22 protein-coding genes are annotated in these 21,921 nt (G+C 63.8%); 10 read left to right on the top strand and 12 right to left on the bottom strand.

Annotated elements, in window-relative coordinates:
* Positions 1–210 precede the first annotated feature (210 nt).
* On the top strand, positions 211–387 hold the full coding sequence (locus PMI04_RS08035) for a hypothetical protein (protein WP_007714471.1): 177 nt from the start codon (positions 211–213) through the stop codon (positions 385–387).
* A 57-nt stretch (positions 388–444) separates the two neighbouring features.
* The gene (locus PMI04_RS08030) at positions 445–1,773 is read left to right on the top strand and encodes a sorbosone dehydrogenase family protein (RefSeq protein ID WP_007714468.1); all 1,329 of its coding nucleotides are present in this window, start codon (positions 445–447) and stop codon (positions 1,771–1,773) included.
* Between the two features lie 40 nt (positions 1,774–1,813).
* Here PMI04_RS08030 and PMI04_RS08025 read toward each other — a convergent pair whose 3' ends face one another.
* Positions 1,814–2,629, bottom strand: coding sequence for an ATP-binding protein (locus PMI04_RS08025; protein WP_007714465.1), 816 nt, complete (start codon positions 2,627–2,629; stop codon positions 1,814–1,816).
* A 110-nt stretch (positions 2,630–2,739) separates the two neighbouring features.
* On the opposite strand from PMI04_RS08025, the gene PMI04_RS08020 reads away from it, so the two are divergent.
* Complete coding sequence (locus tag PMI04_RS08020) at positions 2,740–3,708, top strand: L-threonylcarbamoyladenylate synthase (protein WP_007714461.1); 969 nt, start codon at positions 2,740–2,742, stop codon at positions 3,706–3,708.
* A gap of 14 nt (positions 3,709–3,722) precedes the next feature.
* On the opposite strand, the gene PMI04_RS08015 is transcribed toward PMI04_RS08020, so the two are convergent.
* The 8 genes from PMI04_RS08015 to PMI04_RS07980 form a co-directional block, all read right to left on the bottom strand.
* The gene (locus PMI04_RS08015) at positions 3,723–3,989 is read right to left on the bottom strand and encodes a hypothetical protein (RefSeq protein ID WP_037487324.1); all 267 of its coding nucleotides are present in this window, start codon (positions 3,987–3,989) and stop codon (positions 3,723–3,725) included.
* Positions 3,990–4,103: 114 nt separating this feature from the next.
* Positions 4,104–4,637, bottom strand: coding sequence for a peptide-methionine (S)-S-oxide reductase MsrA (msrA, locus tag PMI04_RS08010; RefSeq protein WP_007714456.1), 534 nt, complete (start codon positions 4,635–4,637; stop codon positions 4,104–4,106).
* 44 nt (positions 4,638–4,681) lie between these two features.
* The gene (locus PMI04_RS08005) at positions 4,682–6,403 is read right to left on the bottom strand and encodes a long-chain fatty acid--CoA ligase (protein WP_007714453.1); all 1,722 of its coding nucleotides are present in this window, start codon (positions 6,401–6,403) and stop codon (positions 4,682–4,684) included.
* A gap of 148 nt (positions 6,404–6,551) precedes the next feature.
* Positions 6,552–7,235 carry a cell cycle transcriptional regulator TrcR gene (locus tag PMI04_RS08000; protein WP_037487320.1) on the bottom strand — a complete coding sequence of 228 codons (684 nt, stop codon included), beginning with the start codon at positions 7,233–7,235 and terminating at the stop codon, positions 6,552–6,554.
* A gap of 115 nt (positions 7,236–7,350) precedes the next feature.
* Positions 7,351–8,379, bottom strand: coding sequence for a glycosyltransferase family 1 protein (locus PMI04_RS07995; protein WP_007714449.1), 1,029 nt, complete (start codon positions 8,377–8,379; stop codon positions 7,351–7,353).
* 14 nt (positions 8,380–8,393) lie between these two features.
* Entirely contained in the window at positions 8,394–9,257 is an 864-nt protein-coding gene (locus tag PMI04_RS07990; RefSeq protein WP_007714447.1) for a UDP-2,3-diacylglucosamine diphosphatase, read from the bottom strand.
* Positions 9,258–9,372: 115 nt separating this feature from the next.
* The gene (locus tag PMI04_RS07985) at positions 9,373–9,969 is read right to left on the bottom strand and encodes a hypothetical protein (RefSeq protein WP_007714445.1); all 597 of its coding nucleotides are present in this window, start codon (positions 9,967–9,969) and stop codon (positions 9,373–9,375) included.
* An 88-nt stretch (positions 9,970–10,057) separates the two neighbouring features.
* On the bottom strand, positions 10,058–11,065 hold the full coding sequence (locus tag PMI04_RS07980) for an NAD(P)H-quinone oxidoreductase (RefSeq protein WP_007714443.1): 1,008 nt from the start codon (positions 11,063–11,065) through the stop codon (positions 10,058–10,060).
* 104 nt (positions 11,066–11,169) lie between these two features.
* On the opposite strand from PMI04_RS07980, the gene PMI04_RS07975 reads away from it, so the two are divergent.
* On the top strand, positions 11,170–11,367 hold the full coding sequence (locus PMI04_RS07975) for a DUF1192 domain-containing protein (RefSeq protein WP_007714441.1): 198 nt from the start codon (positions 11,170–11,172) through the stop codon (positions 11,365–11,367).
* A 156-nt stretch (positions 11,368–11,523) separates the two neighbouring features.
* Positions 11,524–13,845 (top strand): ATP-dependent Clp protease ATP-binding subunit ClpA, encoded by a 2,322-nt coding sequence (clpA, locus tag PMI04_RS07970; RefSeq protein ID WP_007714439.1) that lies wholly within the window; start codon positions 11,524–11,526, stop codon positions 13,843–13,845.
* A gap of 313 nt (positions 13,846–14,158) precedes the next feature.
* On the opposite strand, the gene PMI04_RS07965 is transcribed toward clpA, so the two are convergent.
* Positions 14,159–14,491: a hypothetical protein gene (locus tag PMI04_RS07965; RefSeq protein ID WP_037487318.1), complete on the bottom strand. Its 333-nt coding sequence runs from the start codon at positions 14,489–14,491 to the stop codon at positions 14,159–14,161.
* A gap of 108 nt (positions 14,492–14,599) precedes the next feature.
* Between PMI04_RS07965 and PMI04_RS07960 the strand changes: the two genes are divergently transcribed.
* The 3 genes from PMI04_RS07960 to PMI04_RS07950 all read left to right on the top strand — a co-directional run bounded on the left by PMI04_RS07960 (position 14,600) and on the right by PMI04_RS07950 (position 17,324).
* Positions 14,600–15,259, top strand: coding sequence for an alpha/beta fold hydrolase (locus tag PMI04_RS07960; RefSeq protein WP_007714437.1), 660 nt, complete (start codon positions 14,600–14,602; stop codon positions 15,257–15,259).
* Positions 15,260–15,345: 86 nt separating this feature from the next.
* Positions 15,346–16,587, top strand: a complete 1,242-nt coding sequence (locus PMI04_RS07955; RefSeq protein WP_007714435.1) for a hypothetical protein — start codon at positions 15,346–15,348, stop codon at positions 16,585–16,587.
* Positions 16,588–16,694: 107 nt separating this feature from the next.
* Positions 16,695–17,324: a glutathione S-transferase family protein gene (locus tag PMI04_RS07950; RefSeq protein ID WP_007714433.1), complete on the top strand. Its 630-nt coding sequence runs from the start codon at positions 16,695–16,697 to the stop codon at positions 17,322–17,324.
* Between the two features lie 74 nt (positions 17,325–17,398).
* On the opposite strand, the gene PMI04_RS07945 is transcribed toward PMI04_RS07950, so the two are convergent.
* On the bottom strand, positions 17,399–18,133 hold the full coding sequence (locus PMI04_RS07945) for a Bax inhibitor-1/YccA family protein (protein WP_007714420.1): 735 nt from the start codon (positions 18,131–18,133) through the stop codon (positions 17,399–17,401).
* Between the two features lie 534 nt (positions 18,134–18,667).
* Here PMI04_RS07945 and PMI04_RS07940 point away from each other — a divergent pair.
* Positions 18,668–20,179 carry a DUF1254 domain-containing protein gene (locus PMI04_RS07940; RefSeq protein WP_007714416.1) on the top strand — a complete coding sequence of 504 codons (1,512 nt, stop codon included), beginning with the start codon at positions 18,668–18,670 and terminating at the stop codon, positions 20,177–20,179.
* A gap of 201 nt (positions 20,180–20,380) precedes the next feature.
* Positions 20,381–20,941, top strand: a complete 561-nt coding sequence (gene thpR / locus PMI04_RS07935; protein WP_007714414.1) for an RNA 2',3'-cyclic phosphodiesterase — start codon at positions 20,381–20,383, stop codon at positions 20,939–20,941.
* Positions 20,942–20,997: 56 nt separating this feature from the next.
* On the opposite strand, the gene PMI04_RS07930 is transcribed toward thpR, so the two are convergent.
* Complete coding sequence (locus PMI04_RS07930; RefSeq protein ID WP_007714411.1) at positions 20,998–21,546, bottom strand: superoxide dismutase family protein; 549 nt, start codon at positions 21,544–21,546, stop codon at positions 20,998–21,000.
* Between the last annotated feature and the right edge of the window lie 375 nt (positions 21,547–21,921).

Raw genomic sequence — 21,921 nt, 5'->3', positions numbered from 1 at the left:
ATCTGAACAAGGGTTCAATTCCCATGCCATTTCAGCACTTTGGCTCAAAGGGCGGGGCGAAAGAGTGAATGGCGGATTAGCCATGTCCCAAGCCGGGACAAAAGTCCCGGAAAGGCACAGCAGCGTCCCGGATCAGGACGATGTCACGGTCTGTACGCCATCGCCAAAAGCGGCTGGCATTGCGTCCCACACCATGGCAAGGCTCGCGCCATGGCCAAGAGCAAGCATCAATCCACCGGAAGCGGCGCCATCATCGCCCTGCTCATCCTGGCAGGCACGATCGGCGGCGGACTGCTGGGTCAGCCCAGCGCAGGCTTGCTGATCGGCGCGGGCACCGGCAGCGTGATCGCCCTGCTGCTCTGGTTGCGGGAACGCGCCCGCGATTAGCCGGCAACCGCACGGAGCGCCTTGCTAGAGCGTTCCGCGCCGCATAGATGTTGCGGCATGAAGAAGCACATCATCGCTATCCCCCTTGTCGCCCTGGTCCTTGCCGGCGGCGCCTTTCTCTATTTCGCACAGGGCGATACCGCGCGCCTGCCGGCCGGCAGTGACGTCGGGCCGGAGCCGCAGTTCACTGCCCCGCGCAGCGAGATGATCCCGACCGTCAATATCGCCGAGGTAAAGCCGTGGAAGGCCGGGGAGAAGCCGGTCGCCGCCAAGGGCCTCACCGTCGATCGCTTCGCCGATGGGCTGGTCCATCCCCGCTCGCTGCTGCGCCTGCCCAATGGCGATATCCTGACGGCCGAAACCAACAGCCCGCCGCGCCCTCAAAGTGGCATCGTCAGCCGCGTCATGAACTTCCTGATGAACAAGGCTGGCGCCGGCGTCCCCTCGCCCGATCGTATCACTCTGCTGCGCGACACCGATGGCGACGGCAAGGCGGACACCAAGACCGCCTTCCTGACCGGCCTGCACTCGCCCTATGGCATGGCGCTGCTGGGCGACACGCTTTACGTCGCCAATACCGATGCGCTGATGGCCTTTCCCTACAAGGAAGGCGATACTAGGATCAGCGCCAAGGGCCGCAAGATCCTGAACCTGCCGGCCCAGGCGCCCAACATGCACTGGACGCGCAGCCTGACCGCCGGCCCTAATGGCCTGCTCTACATCGGCGTCGGATCGAACAGCAATATCGGCGAAAATGGCCTGGAAAGCGAAGCGAACCGCGCCTCCGTGCTGGAAGTCAATCCCAGGACGGGTGACTATCGCATCTATGCCTCGGGCCTGCGCAACCCGGTCGGCCTCGCCTTTGAACCCAAGAGCGGAATCTTGTGGGGCGTGGTCAATGAACGCGACATGCTCGGCGGCGACTTGGTCCCCGACTATCTGACCCGGGTCGAATTCGGCGCCTTCTATGGCTGGCCCTGGAATTATTGGGGCGGTTATGAGGATCGCCGGGTTCAGCCGCAGCGGCCGGAAATCCGCGAATATACCAAGCGCCCCGATTATGCGCTGGGCAACCATGTCGCGCCGCTCGGCCTCAGCTTCGCCGCTGGCGTCCAGCTTGGCGCGCCCTATGGCAATGGTGCCTTTGTCGGCCTGCATGGCAGCTGGAACCGCAAGCCGGCCGCCGGCTACAAGGTCGTCTACGTGCCCTTCGCCGACAATGGCGAGGTCGGCAAGGCCAAGCCGATCGACGTGCTGACCGGCTTCCTTGATGCGCAGGGCGCCGCCCGCGGCCGTCCGGTCGATGTCACCGTCGATGCGAAGGGCGCGCTGCTGGTCAGCGACGATGTCGGCGGCGTGGTGTGGCGCGTGACCCGCGCCCAATAGAAAAGACAGGGCGGATGCGCAGGTCGCTTCCGCCCACCCTTTAGAGCGTAAGGCCGTTCCGTCCGGCCAGCTCGACCACATATTGCCAGGCCACGCGGCCCGAACGGCTCCCCCGCTGGGTCGCCCACTGGATCGCATCAAGCGGCTCGACGGCCAGCTCCAGCGCCTTCGCATAACCCTCGACGATCGCGACATAGGCGTCCTGGTCGAGCGCATGGAAGCCCAGGCTCAACCCGAAACGGTCGGACAGCGCCATCTTGTCGTCGACCACATCGCGCGGATTGATCGGGTCGTCCTGCTCGGACAGGTTCCGTGGCACGATATGACGACGGTTCGACGTCACATATAGACGGACATTCGCCGGTCGGGCGGACGTGCCGCCTTGCAGCAGCGAACGCAGCGCCCGCGCATCCCCCACCCCTTCGTCAAAACCCAGATCGTCCAGGAACAGGATGAACGGGCGGTCCGTCCCGCGCAGTTGCGTGAAGAGCGTCGGCAGGCTCGCCAGCTCATCGATCGCGCATTGCAGCAGGGCGATATCCTGGCCCTCGCGCTGCAGCTTGCCGACCGCCGCCGCGACCGTCGCTGATTTTCCGGTCCCGCGTGCCCCCCACAGCAACACGTCATGCGCGGCATGGCCGGCAGCATGGCGGCGACTATTATCCAACAACGCCATTTTCTGGGCATCGATTCCCGTCAGCAGGTCGAAATCGACCGGTGCAAACGCATCCACCGCACGGATCGCCACCCCATCCCACACATAGGCCGGTGCAGCCGCAAGGTCGGCGGATGAAGCCGGCGGCGGCGCAAGCCGTTCCAGCGCTTCGGCGATACGGGTCAGCAGGGCGTCGTTCATGGCGCCGGATTAGCGGGCGGGCACAGTTGCCGCAAGCTTTGGCGACAATGTCATTCCATTGACGCAATGGCCTTTTACTGCAGCGTTCCGGGGTCTATATCGCGGGGGTCGTGACTATCCCAAATCCTGCCTTTTCCACCAGAATCTGCCGTTATGGCGCAGAATCCCTGCGCGAGGCGGCCCTGCTAATCCGCGCCGGTGAGCCTGTCGCCGTTCCGACCGAGACCGTCTACGGCCTGGCTGCCGACGCGACCGATTCCCATGCGGTCGCGGGCATCTATAGCGCCAAGGGGCGGCCCAGCTTCAATCCGCTGATCGTCCATGTCGCCGACATGGACATGGCCCGCCGCCTGGCGGACTTCGCGCCGGAAGCGGAACGGCTCGCCGCCCGTTTCTGGCCGGGGGCATTGACTCTGGTCCTGCCGGTACGGGCCGATAGCGGCCTGTCGCCGCTGGTCATGGCCGGCCTGCCGACCGTCGCGCTGCGCCTGCCTGCCCATCCGGCGATGCGCGCGCTGATCCGGGAAAGCGGGCGCCCGCTAGCGGCCCCCTCGGCCAATCGCAGCGGCGCGATCAGCCCCAGCCGGGCCGAGCATGTCCTGGCCAGCCTCAACGGCAAGATCCGCATGATCCTGGACGAAGGTCCGACCAGCGAAGGCCTGGAATCGACCATCGCCGCGCCGGAACCGGACCGTATCCGCCTGCTGCGCCCCGGCCCCGTCACCGCCGCGATGCTGGAAGAGGCGAGCGGCCTGCCCGTGATTGTCGGCAGGGATGGCGGCGGGGACGGCGCCAAGATCGAGGCGCCGGGCCAGCTTGAAAGCCATTATGCACCGTCAAAGCCGGTCAGGCTGAATGCGCTCAGGGCCGAGAACGGGGAATATCTGATCGGCTTCGGCCTGATGCCCTGCCATCTCAATCTCAGCGTGGATGCCGATCTGCGCGAGGCGGCAGCCAATTTGTTCACCGCCCTGCATGTCGCCGATGCCAGCACTCAGGGCCAGATCGCCGTGGCCCCGATCCCCGACGAAGGGATCGGCACGGCCATCAATGACCGGTTACGCCGCGCCGCAGCCTGACCGCGGCGTTCCCGTCAGCCGCAATTGTCGTAGCCCGCCTCGCGACACTGGCGTCGCCGTTCCTTCTCCGCCTTCTTGGCGGCCTTGCCGTCGCGCTCTTCCTGCTCGCGCATCTTGCGCCCGTAATTGCGGTCCGCTTCATCCTGGCTGGTCGTCGCCCAGTCGGCCGCCTGTGCGCCCGCCTTCACCGGCAGGGTCACCACATCCAGCGCCGTCTTGGCGATGCAGCCCGTCAGCATCAACGCGCCCAATGGCGCGATCAGAAAAATAGACTTCTTCATTCCCAAGTCCCCCGACTCATCCATTTCACCGCCTCTGCCATGGCCGACATTAACCATAGGCTAAAAACATAGCGAAACAGGATGAGCCGACGGGAAAACCGCCCTCAGATGCGGTCAGGCGTCGATGCGCGCCGCAAAGCCCTTGCGCAGCTTGGCCAGCTTGGGCGGGATCACGGCCATGCAATAGGGATTCTGGTCGCCGACCCGTTCCCAATATTTCTGGTGATAATCCTCGGCCGGATACCAGGGGGCGTCGGCTTCGATCGCGGTCACGATCGGCGCGCTCTGATCCGCCTGCGCCCGCGCGATCCCGGCCTGCGCTTCGGCCGCCTGGGCCGGTGAATGCGGGAAGATGGCCGAGCGATACTGGGTGCCGATATCGTTGCCCTGGCGGTTCAGCGTCGTCGGGTCATGCGTCGCGAAGAAGATGTCGAGCAGATCGCCATAGGAAATGACGGTCGGATCGAAGGCAATGCGGATCGCCTCTGCATGCCCCGTATTGCCGGTGCACACTTCTTCATAGGTGGGGTTCGGCTTGCTACCGCCGATATAGCCACTCTGGACCGATTCCACGCCCTTGAGCGTCTGGTAGACTGCTTCCGTACACCAGAAGCAGCCCCCAGCCAGCGTCGCGATTTCCTGCGCCATGTTCGATAATCCTTATCAAGACTTGGCGCGCTAGATAGGCGCTATCAGGCCGCTGTTCCAGTCTCCGCCTTACTCTCTGCCATCATCTTCTCGGCCTTGGCCCGCTCTTCGGCGACCAATTCCTTGCGCGACAGCTTGCCGACCAGCGTCTTGGGCAGGCTCGCCCGCACCTCGACCTCGCACACCCGCTCATGCTTGCCCAGTTGCGGGTTCAGCCACTCCTTCAGGCCCGGCCCGTCGATCGTGGCCCCGTCGTTCAGGGTGACGAACGCCTTGGGCTGCTCGCCGCGATAACGATCGGGCACGCCGATCACCAACGCCTCCTTTACCGCCTCATGATGATAGAGGATCGATTCCACCTGGCTCGGGAAGACCTTGAAGCCACCGACGGCGATCATGTCCTTCAGGCGATCGACGATCCGGACATAGCCGTCCTCGTCGATCTCGCCGACATCCCCGGTGCGCAGAAACTCGCCGACGAACACCTGGGCGTCGGCATCCGGCCGGTTCCAATAGCCCTTCATGATCTGCGGCCCGGCGAACAGCAACTCCCCCGGTTCGCCCTCGGGCGGTGGCTGGGTCGGGTCTTCGCGGCTGACGATCTTGACCCGGGTGCCGGGCACCGGCTGGCCCACGGTGCCGGTCTTGTTCAGCCCCTCATAGGGGTTGGAACAGACGATCGGGCTGGTCTCGGTCAGGCCATAGCCCTCGATCAGCTTTGCGCCGGTCGCGGCCTCGAACTTCTGCTTCACCTCCAGCGGCAACGGCGCCCCGCCCGAAATGCAGGCGCGCAGCGACGAGAAATCGATGTTGCGGATCGAAGGATGGTCGAGCAGCGCCTGGTACATGGTCGGCACGCCCGGCAGCGATGTCGCCTTGGTGCGCTGGACTGCGGCCAGCACCTGGACCGCCTCGAACCGCGGCAGCATCACCATCTCGCCGCCATTCAGCACCGTGCGGTTCAACGTGCAGGTATTGGCGAAAACATGGAAGAAGGGCAGCACCGCGATGATGCGGTCCCCGTCTTCACCGGCATGGGGGTCGATCGCCTGCGCCTGGCGCGCATTGGCGGTCAGATTCTGGTGGGTCAGCATCGCCCCCTTGGGCGTGCCCGTGGTGCCACCGGTATATTGCAGCAGGGCTATATCGTTGACGGGGTCTATCGTGGCCACGCTGCACTCGCCCTTGTTGGCGATCAGCCGGTCATAGCGCAGGATGCGCGGATCATCCGGCAGAGCCACCGTCTCGCTGCGCTTGAACAGACGGAAGAGAATGGACTTGGCCGTCGGCAGAACCTCGGCGATCGATCCGACAACCAGCGTTTCCAGGCTGCTATTGTCCAGCACCTTGAGCGCGGTCGGCAACAGCGCCTTGGCCGACAGGGTGAACAGGATCTTGGTACCGCTGTCCTCGACCTGATGCTCCAGTTCGGCGGCGGTATAGAGGGGGGAGAAATTGACGACGATCGCACCGGCCAGCAGCGCGCCATAATAGGCCGCGACATAATGGGGCGTGTTGGGCAGGTACAGGCCGACCCGGTCGCCCTTCTTGACGCCCATCCCCTGCAGTCCGCAGGCGATGCGGCGGATCTCATCCATCATCCTGCCATAGCTGAATTTTCGGCCCATGAAGTCAATCATGTAGGCCTGCGGGTGGGCGGTGGCGCTCTGCGTTACCATCTCTCCCATCGACAGCGGCGGGAAGCTCTGCTCCCACGGCGTCGGGTGCTGGTAATGCGCTCTCCAGGTCTGTTCTATGCTCTCCATTGACAGAAGTGTAAGTGGATCATCTGCTTTACGCAAGCGTCAACCTGTGTCCGGATTGTAGCAAAAAGGCCGCCCCGGTTACCCGGCGCGGCCTTCGGAAATGCGGCATTGCAAAGGCTTGGGCGCAGCGTCCAATGACGCTACGGCTTTAGACCTCGCCCTTGTTGTTGCTGAACGGATCGAGGATCGTCGCCACGCCCGAAATCAGCTCCGCCTCGCTCTTGAGCGACGCTTCGATACGGCGGGCATTGTCCTCGCGCTCGCGACGCAGCTCCTCGATCAGCGCCTCGCGGTCGCCATCCAGACGCGAATCGGTCGGCATCTCGATGCCCGCCTTCTTCGCCGCCTTGCTGACCAGGGCATCCAGTTCGCGCTGCGAACACAGGCCGAGCGTCACCGGGTCCTTGGGGGTGATGTTGGAGATGTTCCAGTGGCTGCGATCGCGGATCGCGGCGATGGTGGTGCGCGTGGTGCCGATCAGCTTGCCGATCGCGCCATCCGAAATCTCGGGATGGTTGCGCAGGATCCAGGCGATGCCGTCGGGCTTGTCCTGGCGCTTGCTGACCGGGGTGTAGCGCGGCCCCTTGGTACGGCGGACCGGCTCGGGACCTTTCAGCATCTTGAGCTTGTAGTCCGGGTTGCTTTCGCCCTTGTGGATCTCGTCCATGGTGATTTCATGGGCGCGCACCGGATCGCGGCCGGTATATTTGGTGCCGGCGGTGTCGTCGGCAATGGCCTGGACTTCCAGGATATGCAGCCCACAGAATTCCGCGATCTGGTCAAAGCTCAGAGCGCTGTTATCGACCAGCCAGCTGGCGGTCGCATGGGGCATGAGGGGCTGGGACACGGGGTCTTCTCCGGCTCTAAAAACGATAAGGGCCGCCCAAGCAGGGCGGCCACGACATGTCAGGGATAGAGCATCGCGGGGCCTGCGGCAAGGAAAAGCGTCAGGCGGCGCTGTCCATCACCACCGGGTCGATCGGATGCAGCCCGGCCAGGAATTCCTGGGCGCTGCGCTCCCAGCTGAAGCTGCGACCATAAGCGGCGCAGGCAGCCCGGTCGCACAGCAACGCTGCAGCGATCGCATCTTCCAGCCGTTCGGACAGGGCACCGGTCTCGGGCGTGACGATGTCGATCGGCCCCGTGACCGGATAGGCGGCGACCGGCGTACCGGCAGCCAGCGCCTCGATCATGACCAGGCCGAACGTGTCGGTACGGCTGGGGAAGACGAAGACATCAGCGCCGGCATAGACCGCCGCCAGATCGGCACCAAATAGCCCGCCCAGAAAATGGGCATCGGGATAGGCCCGCTCCAGCACAACCCGCGCCGGACCGTCACCGACGATCACCTTCGTTCCGGGATGGTCGCTGGCCAGGAAGGCTTCGAGATTCTTCTCGACCGCGACCCGGCCGACATAGAGCTGGATCGGGCGCGGCAGGTCGGCCAGCCGGGCCGATGGTGCGACGTCGCCGGCAAAGACCTTGAGGTCGACCCCCCGCCCCCATTTGCGCACATTGGCGACGCCATGGATGCGCAATTGCCGCCGGACCGACCGCGTCGACACCAGCACCGCCTGCGCGGGACCGTGGAACCAGCGGATATAGCGCCAGAACCAGGAAGATGGCAGACCGGTGCGCTGCGCCACATATTCGGGGAAATGGGTGTGATAGGCCGTGGTGAACGGTACATTACCACGCAAGCACCAGCGCCGCGCGGCAAAGCAGAGCGGCCCTTCCGTCGCCAGATGCACGGCATCGGGGCGAAACGCCGCAATCGCCTGCCCCACCACGCCCGAACGCACCAGCGCCAGCCGGATTTCGGGATAGGTCGGACAGGGGATGGAGCCATAGAGATCGGGCGAGATCACCTTGACCTCATGCCCCATCCGCTCCAGTTCCAGCTGGATGGTCTGCAACGTCCGGACGACGCCATTGACCTGCGGCGTCCAGGCATCGGTGACGATCGCGATCCGCATCTCCCGCTCCCCCGTCAGGCCGCCATCAACGCCGGCGCAGCCTCGCTCCGCTTGGCGATTTCATCGGCCCAGTGCAGCACCTCCATCGCGCCGCTGGCATGCTCCACCAGCGCGGTGCAGCCCTCCACCCAGTCACCGTCGTTATAATATTGGATGCCCTCGATCTCGCGCATCTCGGCATTGTGGATATGGCCGCAGACCACGCCGTCGACGCCGCGCGAACCGGCCTCATGCGCCACCACTTCCTCGAAGCGGGAGATGAAGGACACGGCATTCTTGACCTTGTGCTTGGCCATTTTGCTGAGCGACCAATAAGGCAGGCCCATGCGCTGCCGCACCGCGTTCACCACGACATTGAGCCGCATCAGGCTGGTGTAGGCCGCGTCGCCGACGAAGGCGAGCCAGCGATGCGCCAGCATGATCGTGTCGAACTCGTCGCCATGCAGCACCAGCAGCTTGCGGCCATCGGCGGTCTCGTGGATCGCCTTGCGGCGGATCTCGACGCCGCCGAAATTCATGCCGGTGAACTGGCGGAACATCTCGTCATGATTGCCGGGGATATAGACGACGCGGGTGCCGCGCTTGGCCCGCTTCATGATCCGCCACAGCACGTCATTATGCGCGGCAGGCCAGTAGAAGCGCTTTTTCAGCCGCCAGCCGTCGATGATGTCGCCGACCAGATAGATGGTGTCGCTGTCGACGCTGTCGAGAAAGTCGATCAGCATCGTGGCGTTGCAGCCGCGCGTGCCCAGATGGATGTCGGAAATCCAGATGGTGCGATAGCGGCGACGCGGCCCGTCCCGCTCGGCTATGTGGAAGCGGTCGTCGCCTCCCTCTTCCAGTTCGCTCAGGAAGGGCAAGCGCGTGATGGCGTCCATGTCTACGTCCTCAAGGGCTGTTGTCCTTGAGGCCGAATCCCTAGCGCCCTTCTGTTACAACTCCGCAGCGAATATGACGAAAATGCTACGCCCAATGAGGGTTCACGCGATAAATCTAGTTACCAACTACGGGAACGCTTCGATACCCCACAAAGATGTGAGTTATGCTCCCTGGCTGACCTACCGCCGGTTTTTCGTATATCTTCACTTTAGGCTTGCCAAAGCCAGCAGCGATAAACGCAGCACTAAGCGTGTCAATTTCCGTTTTATTCCAACTGCCAACGCTCAATCCATGCGCCTCCTCACCCAACAATGCCATGGGTGAAAAGGCTACAACTGAAACGCCTGCATCCGTTAGCGCATTACCTAGCTGCCGAGCAAAATGCGACCCTTCGGAATCACCCGCCGTCCACGAAATTGTGACCGGGAAAGACTTTCCAGAAATTATGTTTTTTATTTCATCATTTTGACTTTGCCCAATTTCTCTCCAAGAGAATTCCTTTTTCAATTTTTCCGTTTCTAATTTCGCCTGTTCTAATCGAGCATTTGCATTAGCGATATCCACATTCGCATTTCGAGTAACTATGTCCGAGGCTCGACCTGCAGCCAAACCACCAATAAGCCCTGAAACTACTGCAACGCCGCCCGAAACAGCAGTTATCAATAGCGACCAAAATGCCAATGCACTTAAAAATGGAACAGAATTCCACATGAACATAAATCCCCTTAGTTCAGAAATAAAATAAAATTCCGAACAGCGGATAAAAAATCATGAAACATTTTTGTAAAAGCTGCTTCTTTTACGCTACCAGCACGATCTTCCCGAAATGGTCGCCGGCATCCATGCGGGCATGCGCCTTGGCCGCGTCGGCCAGGGCGAAGCGCTGGTCCATCGCCGGACGCAGCCTGCCCTGCTCGACGAACGGCCACACGGTGCGCATGATCTCGTCGGCGACCAGGCTCTTGAAGCCCGATGAGCGCGGCCGCAACGTCGATCCGGTCAGGGTCAGGCGCTTGGACATCACCGTCGGCAGGAAGACGCTGGTCTTTGCCCCGCCCAGCACCGCGATCGAGACATGGCGGCCATCCTCGGCCAGGCATTCGATGTTGCGCGGGACATAGTCGCCGCCGACCATGTCGAGCACCGCCTGCACCCCCTGCCCGCCGGTGATGCGCTTTACCTCCGCGACATAATCCTGCGCCTTGTAGTTGATCGCATGGGCAGCGCCCCATTCCAGCGCCTGGGCGCATTTGTCATCGCTGCCGCAGGTAACGATGATCGCGATGTCGAACAGGCGGCAGAGCGAGATCGCCATCGTGCCGATGCCACTGGTGCCGCCATGGACCAGCACCGTGTCGCCACCGACGACATAGGCGCGCTCGAACAGGTTGGTCCACACGGTGAACAGGGTTTCGGGCAGCGCCGCCGCCTCGACCAGGTCATAACCGTCCGGGACGGGCAGGCACTGGCCAGCGGGCGCCACCGCATATTCGGCATAGCCGCCGCCCGGCAGCAGCGCGCAGACGCGCTGGCCGACCAGCATGTCGGCGGAGCGGCCGGCCGCGACGATCGTACCGGCGACTTCCAGTCCGGGAATGTCGGATGCGCCGGGCGGCGGCGGATATTTGCCCTGTCGCTGCAGCACATCGGGGCGATTGATGCCCGCCGCCGCCACATGGATCAGAACCTCGTCCTCGCCGGGGGTCGGCACGGCACGCCGTTCAGGGACCAGCGCTTCGGGTCCACCAGGCACCGCAATGCCAATGGCCGTCATCTCGCGTGGAATGGTGATGTCGTCGAGGATCATGAGATGCCCCCCCGGGCCTGACTATATTGCACCGCACCCAAAAACGACGAGCGGAGCCTGGGTCCTTATTGACAGACTGTCCTGCACGGTCAACATTACCGTTTATGGACATGGACAATGATCTGCCGAAAAAGGCCGATGATCCGCTGGCTCAACTGCTCCGACAGGATCTGGGGCCATTATCCGTGGCGGAACTCGAAAAGCGCGTGAAGGCGTTGCAGGGCGAGATCATCCGTACCCAATCGAAAATTGAAAACGCCGTTAACCATAAGGCAACGGCCGAGGCGTTATTCAAGCGATGAACCCGCGCCTCGCCCCCTGCGGCCCCGCCAAGGGCTCCATCGGGCATGGGCAGTCTGGCAATTCCGGCGGTCGGGGCGTCTCCCTTGAACCGCCGTCGAGCAATGCCGACATATGGTTCAAGTCAGCCCCGGGTCGGGGCCAGGAGTAGAAAAGACATGCCATCTTTCGCAGCCGCCCTTGAAACCACCCTGCACAATGCGCTGACCCATGCGTCGGAGCGCAAGCATGAATATGCGACGCTGGAGCATCTGTTGCTCGCGCTGATCGACGATGAACATGCGTCGAAGGTGATGCAGGCATGCGGCGTGGAACTGGGTGAACTGGCCGATGCCGTCACCCAATATCTCGACACCGAACTGGACAGCCTCAAGGTCGAAGGGGCCAGCGACCCCTCGCCCACCAGCGGCTTCCAGCGCGTCGTCCAGCGCGCCATCCTCCATGTGCAATCGTCCGGCAAGGATGAGGTGACGGGCGCCAATGTCCTCGTCGCGCTCTTCTCCGAACGCGAATCCTATGCCGTCTATTTCCTGCAGCAGCAGGACATGAGCCGCCTCGATGCCGTCAGCTATATCAGCCACGGCGTCGGCAAGGGCACGCCCGCGCCCGAGCGTCAGGAGACCAAGGGCGCGCCGGAGGAGGAGAAGAAGGTGCAGGACGGCAAGGGCAAGAAGGACAGTGCCTTGGAGCAGTTCACCGTCAATCTCAACGAGAAGGCGGAACGCGGCAAGGTCGATCCGCTGATCGGCCGGTCGTCGGAAGTCGACCGCACCATCCAGATCCTGTGCCGCCGCTCGAAGAACAACCCGCTCTATGTCGGCGATCCCGGCGTCGGCAAGACCGCGATCGCGGAAGGCCTGGCGCGCAAGATCGTCGAGGGCGAAGTGCCCGATGTCCTCAAGGAAGCGGTCATCTACTCGCTCGACATGGGCGCGCTGCTGGCCGGCACCCGCTATCGCGGCGACTTTGAAGAACGGCTGAAGGCGGTCGTCACCGAACTGGAGAAGATGCCGCACGCCGTCCTCTTCATCGACGAGATCCACACCGTCATCGGTGCCGGCGCGACCAGCGGCGGCGCGATGGACGCCTCGAACCTCTTGAAGCCGGCCCTGTCGGGCGGGACGATCCGCTGCATCGGCTCGACCACCTACAAGGAGTTCCGCAATCATTTCGAGAAGGACCGCGCGCTGCTGCGGCGCTTCCAGAAGATCGACGTGAACGAACCGACGATCGAGGACACGATCAAGATCCTGACCGGCCTGCGCACCGCGTTCGAGGAGCACCATCACGTCAAATATACGTCGGACGCGATCAAGGCGGCGGTGGAGTTGTCGGCCCGCTACATCAACGACCGCAAGCTGCCGGACAAGGCGATCGACGTGATCGACGAGGTCGGCGCGATGCAGATGCTGGTGGTACCCTCGAAGCGCAAGAAGACGATCACCCCCAAGGAGATCGAGCAGGTCATCGCGACCATGGCCCGCATCCCGCCCAAGACCGTGTCGTCCGACGACAAGAGCGTGCTGGAATCGCTGACTACCGACCTGAAGCGCGTCGTCTTCGGCCAGGACAAGGCGATCGAGGTGCTCTCGTCCGCGATCAAGCTGTCGCGTGCGGGCCTGCGCGACCCCGACAAGCCGATCGGCAACTATCTCTTCTCCGGCCCCACCGGCGTCGGCAAGACGGAGGTGGCGCGCCAGCTCGCGACCCTGCTCGGCATCCCGCTGCAGCGGTTCGACATGTCGGAATATATGGAACGCCATTCGGTCAGCCGCCTGATCGGCGCCCCTCCGGGCTATGTCGGCTATGACCAGGGTGGCCTCTTGACCGACGCCGTCGACCAGCAGCCGCACAGCGTGCTGCTGCTCGACGAGATCGAGAAGGCGCATCCGGACCTGTTCAACATCCTGCTGCAGGTGATGGACAATGGCCGCCTGACAGATCACCACGGCAAGACCGTCGATTTCCGCAACACCATCCTCATCATGACCACCAATGCCGGTGCGTCGGACATGGCGAAGGAGTCGATCGGCTTTGGCGAACTGACCCGCGAGGATGTGCAGGAAGACGCGGTGAAGAAGCTCTTCACCCCCGAATTCCGCAACCGTCTCGATGCGATCGTGCCCTTCGGCTATCTGCCGCCGGAAATCGTCGCCCGGGTCATCGACAAGTTCGTGCTGCAACTCGAACTGCAACTGGCCGACCGCGACGTCCACATCACCCTGGACGAGGATGCCAAGGCCTGGCTCACCAAGAAGGGCTATGACAAGCTCTATGGCGCCCGCCCGATGGGCCGCCTGATGCAGGAAAAAATCAAGCAGCCGCTGGCCGAGGAACTGCTGTTCGGCAAGCTGGTCCATGGCGGCGAGGTCCATGTCCATATGAAGGACGACGCCCTGGCCTTCCAGATCACCCCTGCGGCGCCCAAGAAGGGCGGCAAGAAGGGCGGCAAGGCCAAGGCGCCCGAAGGCACGAAATAAGCGCCTTCACAGGCACATGGGAAAGGCGGCTCGAGAGGGCCGCCTTTTTTATTCCTCCCCGGCACGGGGAGGGGGACCGTGCGCAGCACGGTGGAGGGGCACGCGCCACAAAGAGCCGCATCCCGGCCCCGCTACTTCCTCCCCCTTTTCCGTCATTGCCGCACAGGCGGTTAGTCGTCCCCCACCGTCTCCGCGCCTCCGCGCGAAAATGAATCACGCGGAGGCGCGGAGGCACGGAGAAGAAAAGGAAAGGCGAATTTGGGGTGGTTTGGCGACGGTCGGGTTTTCGCGAGTTTTCGTCGCTTTCGGACGTTCAATAACCGCCTGTTGCCTTTTCCTCGATCAAGTGACCGTTGCGATTATCGTAGCAAGCCAAGTAGGTGCCAGCAGGAGCCTTCGAATATGGGCGTAACTCAACGCATGTACGATCAGACATCCGTATGACCACAGGTAATCTGGAAGCGTTATTGATAACTTCCGAGTGGAATAGTTTTTGCGCGCCTTTCATAGCGTCGCTCACCACAGGCACATCGCCCGGTTGAATGGCAGTGGCATTCGCTAGTGGATAGAGCCTTGCTATTATCAACCCAGCGATAATGAGCAGCGCGATCAACACCAAGTTCACATAACGGCTGTATTTCTGCATTACGGCTTTATGATCATGTGACCGAACTTCTGCAAATGGTCGTTGGCGCCTTCCCTCTTCACCCACATGCCCTTGCCTGCATCCCCGCCGCATGACACCCCTGCCATCATGTCCACACACGCCGAATCCGTCATCCTCCTCCACGGCTTTGGCGGCCATCAGGTGCAGACCGCCCTCCTCGCCCGCCGCCTGCGCGATGCGGGGTTCATCGTCGCCAATATCGGCTATCCCAGTTGGCGCTGGCCGCTCGCTCGCGTGATCGACCATCTCCACGCCCGCATCACCGCCAGCCCGGCCTATGCCGCCCGGACCATCCATTGCGTCGGCCATTCGATGGGCGGGCTGATGCTGCGCGCCTGGCTCGCGCGCCATCGTCCCGACCATCTGGGCCGCGTGGTCATGCTCGGCACGCCCAATGGCGGCAGCGAGATTGCCGACCTTCTCTACCGCCTGCGCCTCCACCCGCTGATCCTGAACCAGGCCGGCGCCCTGCTGCGCACCCGCCGCGACGCTGCCACTCTGGCGGCGTTCGGAGAGGTCGACTATCCGCTCGGCATCATCGCGGGCGACCGGCCGATGAACGGCCTGCTCCCCAATCGCCTCTTTCGCGCGCCCAATGACGGCAAGGTCAGCGTCGCCGCCACCCATTGTCCCGGCGAAAGCGACCATATCATCCTGCCCGTCGCCCACACCGCGATGATCTACACCCGGCCGACCGCCGATCAGGTCGTGCATTTCCTGCGTCACGGCCGGTTCGCGCGCGCATAGCCCCTCTCCCCGGCGACGCCAAAAGCTGCTAAGACGACTCCAGAACAGAAAGGTCGCATGTCTTCCACGCTTTGACAGGGGAATACATGTCCACTTTGCCTCGTCTGAAATCCGCCGCGCCCCGCGTCGCGCTCCTCACTTTCAGCTTCGCCCTCCTCGCTACCCCCGGCGCCAGCCAGCAGGCCGGCGGCCCGATCGCCCGTTACTCGATGGACGCCGGTACCATGTCCGGCATGGCCGCGATGGCGGGCGGCGGCGGGGGCATGGGCGGCGCCATGTCGATGATGATGGGCGGCGGCAATCAGCCGATCCATGAACTGGTGCTGCGCCTCGGCTCCACCCAGGCCCCCAGCGGTGCGCCGGCCGCCGACCATTATATGCCCGCCGGTGCCCGGCTCGGCACCTCGGTCCCGCTCGTCACGCCAAAGGTCACACCCAGCGAGCAACAGGCCATCCCCGGCGAAAAGCCCAAGGGCCGCCTGCTCATCTATTGGGGCTGCGGCGCGACGGCCGGGCCGAACCAGCCGGTGGTGATCGATTTCGCCAAGGTCGCCAACGGCCAGTTTCCCCCCGGCCTCTACATGACCAATGCCGCCATCCCGCAGGAATGGCAGGTCCGCTTCTCCAACAGCAAGACCTATGGCGAATGGCCCAATGGCCAGACGCGCAAGACGGTGGCGGGCAATGCCTCGCTGATCGGCGATCATCGCATCGCCGGCAATTATGCGCCGGAAATCAAGTTCGCCCTCGCCCAGGATTTCATGCCGCCGATCACCGGCCGCGCCGTGCCCCAGGCCGGCGGCGCCACCCAATTGAGCTGGAACGCCGTGCCCAATGCCACCGGCTATTATGCCTGGGTGTTCGCGGCCAAGCAGGGTGGCGACATGGTCTGGTGGGCCTCGTCGGCCAGCCAGGCGTTCGGCGGCCCGGTCTGGGACTGGCTCTCCCCCGCCGCTGTGCAAAAGCTGATCGGGCAGAAGATCGTGATGCCGCCCAGCCAGACGAGCTGCACCGTGCCGTCACAGGTGGTGCAGTCGGGCGGCGAGATGCTGATGGGCAGCCTTTACGCCTATGGTCCGGAAGCGAACTTCGCCTACCCGCCGCGCCCGGCTGATCCCAAGATCGCCTGGAAACCGGAATGGATCGCGCGCGTGCGCTATCGCTCCAACACCATGTGGATGCTCAACGGTCCGGACATGGGATCGATGACGGGTCAGGGCGGTGACGACAGCGCCGATGCCGCAGGCGACGCTCCACCGCCCAAGAAGAAGAAATGCAAGGGCGGCCTGGGCGGCATGCTGGCCGGCGCGGCGGGTGTGGGCTGCTGAGTGCGCCTGGGGCCTGCCGCCGCGCAGGCCCCGCCTCGCCGATCTTGCGACTGGCAGCGCGATCGCGTTCCTGATACGTTCGCACGGTTCCGGCAATGGAGACTGGCATGGCTGACCCGATTACGCTCTACACCAACCCGATGTCGCGCGGGCAAATCGCCCGTTGGATGCTGGAGGAGGTCGGCATCCCCTATGAGGCGGTGATCCTCGACTATGCCGGCGGCATGAAGACGGCCGACTATCGCGCGATCAACCCGATGGGCAAGGTGCCGGCGATCGTCCATGACGGCAAGGTGGTGACCGAATGCGCCGCCATCTGCGCCTATCTGGCCGACGCCTTCCCCGCCGCCGGCCTCGCGCCGCCGACCGACGATCGCGCAGCTTATTATCGCTGGCTCTTCTTCGCCGCCGGCCCGGTCGAGGCCGCCGTCACCAATGCGGCGATGGGTTTCGTCCTGGCCGAGGGGCGCGACCGCAGCGCCGGCTATGGCTCGCTCGACGCGACGCTCGACACGCTGGAAACGGCAGTCACCGGCCGGACCTGGATCTGCGGCGACCACTTCACCGCCGCCGACGTCTATGTCGGCGCGCAGATCGACTGGGGCCTCGCCTTCGGCACCATTCCCAGCCGCCCGGCGTTCGAGGCCTATGCCACCCGCCTGCGCGCGCGCCCGGCCTATAAGCGGCAGAAGGAAATCGACACCGCCCTGATCGCCGAAATGCAGCAACAGGGCTGAGCCTTCTCCTACCCCAAAGCAAAAGGCCCGGCGGACATCTCCGCCGGGCCTTTCTTCATTCCGGTCGCCGAATATCAGCGACGATCGCCGAACAGGCGCAGCAGGAACAGGAACATGTTGATGAAGTCGAGATAGAGGTTCAGCGCCCCCATCACCACCGACTTGCCCATCATCTCTGTGCCCGCGACATGGGCATAGATGCTCTTGATCTTCTGCGTGTCATAGGCGGTCAGGCCCGCGAACAGCAGCACGCCAAGGCCACTGATGACCAGGCTCATCACGCTCGACTGCATGAAGATATTGATCAGGCTGGCGACCAGCAGGCCGACCACACCCATGATCAGGAAGGTGCCGAAGCCGGACAGGTCCTTCTTGGTGGTGTAACCCCACAGGCTGAGGCCCGCAAAGGCGGCAGCCGTCGCGAAGAAGGTCTGCGCGATCGAGGTGCCGGTATAGGCGAGGAAGATGTAGGACAGTGAAACGCCCATCACCGCCGCATAGGCCCAGAACAGCGCCTGCATCGCAAAGGTCGACAGCCGGTTGATGCCAAAGCTCATCACCATGACAAAGGCCAGCGGCGCAAACATCACGATATATTTGAGGATGCCCGGGCCGGCGAACACCTGATAGGCCATGCCGCTCGACGCGAACAGCAGCGCGACGATGCCGGTCAGCAATACGCCGCTCGCCATATAATTATAGACCGACAGCATATATTTGCGCAGCCCGGCATCGAACGCCTCGCTGCGCGCAGCCGTGGCGCCGCCAAAGCCTGCGATGTCGGAACGGGGGTCGGACCAATTGGCCATGGGTAAAATCTCCTTGGGCGGCCTCTCGCGGCCGATAGCATATTATCGGCCCTTAGCGCCTTGAGTTCAAGCAAAAGGCGCGCAGTAGCCCGCCACGCTGCCAAGGCGATGGTTAATACCCACGGCCGGCCGCAGAGCGTGCCCAAATCATCGGCCGGGCCTGCCGGCAGCAGCGCCGGGCAGTGGCGAAAGCGGAACGGCGCAGTGGCGAATGCGGGTTTATCCCGATGCCTGTCCTTCCCTGCCTGTCATAGGCTGGCACAGCCGAACGAATGTGCCTCGAAAGATCGTCGGCGGCGGCCATGCGGTGATCGGCGTCGCGCCGACTTGGAACGGGCTTTCAGATGGGTCAGATGGGGATGCCATGGATGGATCAAGCGGCGCTTTCCGCCGCACCCATGCCCCTTCCCGGGCAGGTCGACTGGCCCGATCCGCCTAACCGCCTGCCGCTTAACAAGGAAACGGGCCTGGTCACGACCAATGACGGGGCACCGCCCCTCCATTCCGGACCGGACACCCTGCGTGGAGACCATCATGGCCGATAATCTGACATCCAAGACTCAGGCTTCTTCTGAACCATTCATCGATGCGTTCATTCCCGCCCATGCCGACCTCGCAAACGGCGCGGGCGCTCCCGCGCGGATGGCCAGCGAACATTATGTCGAGGCACTGGCGCGCATAGTCTATATCTGGGGTCACCCCTTGGTGAACACATTTGGCCGTACCAGCACCTGGTCGCTGATGGAGGGCAAGGGGCCAGGCATGGCAATGGGGCTGTTCCCTGGATCGCCCAAGAACCGGATGGGCTATGTTGACGACTATCTGCCCGCCGCCCAGCGCAAGGTGGTGACGCCCAACAACGACACCATCTACGGCGCCTGCTTTGCCGACCTGGGTGTGGAACCGGTCGTGGTGCAGACCCCCGATGACGTACCCGATGGCCATTATTGGACGATCCAGATCGTCGACGCCTTCACGACGGTCACCCATCAACTCGGTTCGGCATCGGGTACGCCTGCCGGAAAATTCCTGCTGGTCGGGCCGCAATGGCAGGGCGATGTGCCGCAAGGCTTTGTCGATGTGATGCGCTCGCCCACCAACATCGCCGTGCTGATGGCGCGCAGCTTCGCTGCCCACACGAGCGAGGGCAAGGCAGCGGCGCGGGCCGTGCTCAACCAGATGGGCGCGACACCGCTCCACGAGGATCAGCCGGGCCGCCGCACGTTCGATTGCGAAGCGAGCGCCCGCAACAAGGTGTACCCGCCCGACCTGAATGCGCAGATTCTCGCGGCTGACCCCGACATCTTGCGCCGACGGTCGGTGCAGGGCGACAGCTTCTGGGACGATCTTGAAAAAGCGCTGGATGCCAATCCCATGGTCAGCCTGGACGACACACCGATGGCGGATCAGGCGCGCGCGTTGATTAGCCTGCGCAGGACCACCCCGGCCTGGCGCGCCCTTCTCGATCGGGCCGCGCTTGCCGCAGATACGGAACTGTTTGAAAGCGCCCGATATGAACAGGTCGGCAGCGATGCCGGCCATGGCTGGCAACGGCAGACCAATGGGGGGCGCTGGGGCACCGACTGGCTGGGCCGGGCACAGGCCGCGGTCGTGTACATCTATGTCAACGATTTTGAGGAAGCGGCATATTTCATTCGTGGCACGGATGCGACAGGCGCCCTGCTTCAGGGGCGCTATCGCTACACCATGCGCTTCGAGAAGGGCGCATTGCCCCCCGTCGACCGGGCATGCGGCGGCTTCTGGTCGCTCACCATGTACGACAAGGACTATTATATGATGCCGACCAGCCCCAATGGGCGCCACAATATCGGCACGGTCAACCTGGACGCAAATGAACTGCAATTTGACGAGGACGGATCGCTCACCCTGATCCTGTCGAGCGAGGCGCCCGAGGACGAAGCGGGCAAGGCGAACTGGCTGCCCGCCCCGCACGATCAATTTGCCCTCATCGTGCGAGCCTATGTCCCCACAGCCGCGATCCTCGACGGGGGCTACAGGCTCCCGGACGTCGAACGAACGGGGTGAAGCAACCGACGGGCACGCATTGCCGGCGTAGCGCATGCAGGCAATGCCCGTGTTCGTCCTGCTCCTCCCGCGCGCAGGCCGTCCAATCCCGCCAACCGCGCGACCGATCGGCGCGGGCAATGATCCGGGCATGGGCGGCCGGCCCAATGTCGCCTTCCCTCCACCCTACCCGTCCCGCGCCATCCGTCCTATATCGATGCCATGCCTCGCCTGTTCGTCGCCATTCGTCCGCCCGCATCGATCCGCGCCCAGCTCCTGTCGCTGAACGGCGGCATTCCCGGCGCGCGCTGGCAGGACGACGCCCAGTTACACCTGACATTGCGTTTCATCGGTGAGGTCGATCGCCATCAGGCCAATGACATCGCCGATGCGCTGGACGCAGTGCGCTTCGCCCCGTTCGAGGTGGCCCTGGCAGGTGCCGGCTATTTCGACCGGCGCGGTGTGATCGACAGTCTATGGGCTGGCGTCCAGCCACGCGATCCCCTCGCCCATCTGCATAACAAGATCGATCGCGCCTGCATCCGTGCCGGACTCGGGGCGGAGGAACGAGCCTATCTGCCGCATGTCACGCTCGCCCGTTTCGGTCGTCAGGGCGGCGATGTCGCATCGTTTCTGGCGCTGCATGCCGGCCTGGCCAGCCCGCCCTTCCCGGTGAGCGAATTTGCGCTGTACGAAAGCCATATCGGCCATGGCGGCGCCCGCTACCTGCCGGTCGCCCGCTATCGCGGCGATGGTCGCCCGCCAGCCGACCCGCCAGGCTGAGGATCGGTACGACCAGCGATGCCGGATCGTCCGACATCGCCGATCGACCGCATGGTTCAGCCCGCGCTCAATACGCCACAGGCGACGCGGCCGCCTGCATTGCCGGCCGGATCGCTCTTATTGTCGTCGGCCTGGGCATGGATCACGACCGCCGCACCGTCGGCATCCAGCATCGGTGTCGCGCCGCCGCTGATCATGCCGCCATGGACGACATATTCCATTTCGCCCGCGCCATCGCTGCCGGCCAGCATGTTGGGCATGTCACCCATATGCATGCCCTGCGGATTATCCTTGCCATGCTGATGACCGGTCGGGTTCCAGTGGCCACCCGCGCTGGTAAAGTCCGGACCGGTGCAGACCCCGGTGGTGTGGATATGCACGGCATGGATGCCCGGGGTCAGCCCCTGCGCCTTGACCAGCACATGCAGGCCATCGCCGGCCTGGGTCACGGTAACGGTGCCGCGCGGGCTGCCATCGCCAGCGGCCAGCTTGGCATGCGCGGTCGGTGCCGCCGGTACGGTGCCGGACGATCCGTCACTCGCCGTGGCGCAGGCCGACACGGACGCCAGCAGTGGGAGGGCAAGGAAAAGGACGGCGGTCTTCATGGCAAACTCCCGATGACGGAACTCCTGCGCGAACGCGGCAGGCGCGCTTTTGTTGCCGATCCGATCCGATTTGTCATCGACCTTTCTTGCCGATATCCAATTCCGGGGCGTCGATTGCCATGTGTCGACGGCATGGGAGCGGGCGACACGGCCGGCACGCCCGCGCTCGGGAAGCCCCCGGCCTCTCCGGCGGCTTTGCCGCAGATCGCCCCACCAATGCCCCCGGACGGGCGAAAAGGCCTTTCAGGCGCCGACCTATCGGCGGGCACAATCCGGCCTGCCCATGGACCGGACCTACCAGTAGTATCCGGCACAGTCGGCAAGGATTTGACGTGCGATGAAGGGACAGGGCGTTGCGATGCGTCCTGTCCTTCG

Origin of the sequence: Sphingobium sp. AP49 (assembly GCF_000281715.2) — a bacterium.
Classification (GTDB): domain Bacteria; phylum Pseudomonadota; class Alphaproteobacteria; order Sphingomonadales; family Sphingomonadaceae; genus Sphingobium.
The sequence above is the reverse complement of the archived record's forward strand: the minus strand, read 5'-3'. Positions and strand labels throughout refer to the sequence as shown.

Bases quoted from the DNA above. Each gene is read 5' to 3' on its own strand.
- PMI04_RS08005 (WP_007714453.1), bottom strand. From the start codon at position 6,403: ATGGAGAGCATAGAACAGACCTGGAGAGCGCATTACCAGCACCCGACG.
- PMI04_RS07960 (WP_007714437.1), top strand. From the start codon at position 14,600: ATGTCCACACACGCCGAATCCGTCATCCTCCTCCACGGCTTTGGCGGC.
- clpA (WP_007714439.1), top strand. From the start codon at position 11,524: ATGCCATCTTTCGCAGCCGCCCTTGAAACCACCCTGCACAATGCGCTG.
- PMI04_RS07945 (WP_007714420.1), bottom strand. From the start codon at position 18,133: ATGGCCAATTGGTCCGACCCCCGTTCCGACATCGCAGGCTTTGGCGGC.
- PMI04_RS07975 (WP_007714441.1), top strand. From the start codon at position 11,170: ATGGACATGGACAATGATCTGCCGAAAAAGGCCGATGATCCGCTGGCT.
- PMI04_RS08015 (WP_037487324.1), bottom strand. From the start codon at position 3,989: ATGAAGAAGTCTATTTTTCTGATCGCGCCATTGGGCGCGTTGATGCTG.
- PMI04_RS07990 (WP_007714447.1), bottom strand. From the start codon at position 9,257: ATGGACGCCATCACGCGCTTGCCCTTCCTGAGCGAACTGGAAGAGGGA.
- PMI04_RS08030 (WP_007714468.1), top strand. From the start codon at position 445: ATGAAGAAGCACATCATCGCTATCCCCCTTGTCGCCCTGGTCCTTGCC.
- PMI04_RS08000 (WP_037487320.1), bottom strand. From the start codon at position 7,235: ATGCCCCATGCGACCGCCAGCTGGCTGGTCGATAACAGCGCTCTGAGC.
- PMI04_RS08025 (WP_007714465.1), bottom strand. From the start codon at position 2,629: ATGAACGACGCCCTGCTGACCCGTATCGCCGAAGCGCTGGAACGGCTT.
- PMI04_RS07965 (WP_037487318.1), bottom strand. From the start codon at position 14,491: ATGCAGAAATACAGCCGTTATGTGAACTTGGTGTTGATCGCGCTGCTC.
- PMI04_RS07995 (WP_007714449.1), bottom strand. From the start codon at position 8,379: ATGCGGATCGCGATCGTCACCGATGCCTGGACGCCGCAGGTCAATGGC.
- PMI04_RS07940 (WP_007714416.1), top strand. From the start codon at position 18,668: ATGGCCGATAATCTGACATCCAAGACTCAGGCTTCTTCTGAACCATTC.
- PMI04_RS07950 (WP_007714433.1), top strand. From the start codon at position 16,695: ATGGCTGACCCGATTACGCTCTACACCAACCCGATGTCGCGCGGGCAA.
- thpR (WP_007714414.1), top strand. From the start codon at position 20,381: ATGCCTCGCCTGTTCGTCGCCATTCGTCCGCCCGCATCGATCCGCGCC.
- PMI04_RS08035 (WP_007714471.1), top strand. From the start codon at position 211: ATGGCCAAGAGCAAGCATCAATCCACCGGAAGCGGCGCCATCATCGCC.
- PMI04_RS07955 (WP_007714435.1), top strand. From the start codon at position 15,346: ATGTCCACTTTGCCTCGTCTGAAATCCGCCGCGCCCCGCGTCGCGCTC.
- msrA (WP_007714456.1), bottom strand. From the start codon at position 4,637: ATGGCGCAGGAAATCGCGACGCTGGCTGGGGGCTGCTTCTGGTGTACG.
- PMI04_RS07930 (WP_007714411.1), bottom strand. From the start codon at position 21,546: ATGAAGACCGCCGTCCTTTTCCTTGCCCTCCCACTGCTGGCGTCCGTG.
- PMI04_RS07980 (WP_007714443.1), bottom strand. From the start codon at position 11,065: ATGATCCTCGACGACATCACCATTCCACGCGAGATGACGGCCATTGGC.
- PMI04_RS07985 (WP_007714445.1), bottom strand. From the start codon at position 9,969: ATGTGGAATTCTGTTCCATTTTTAAGTGCATTGGCATTTTGGTCGCTA.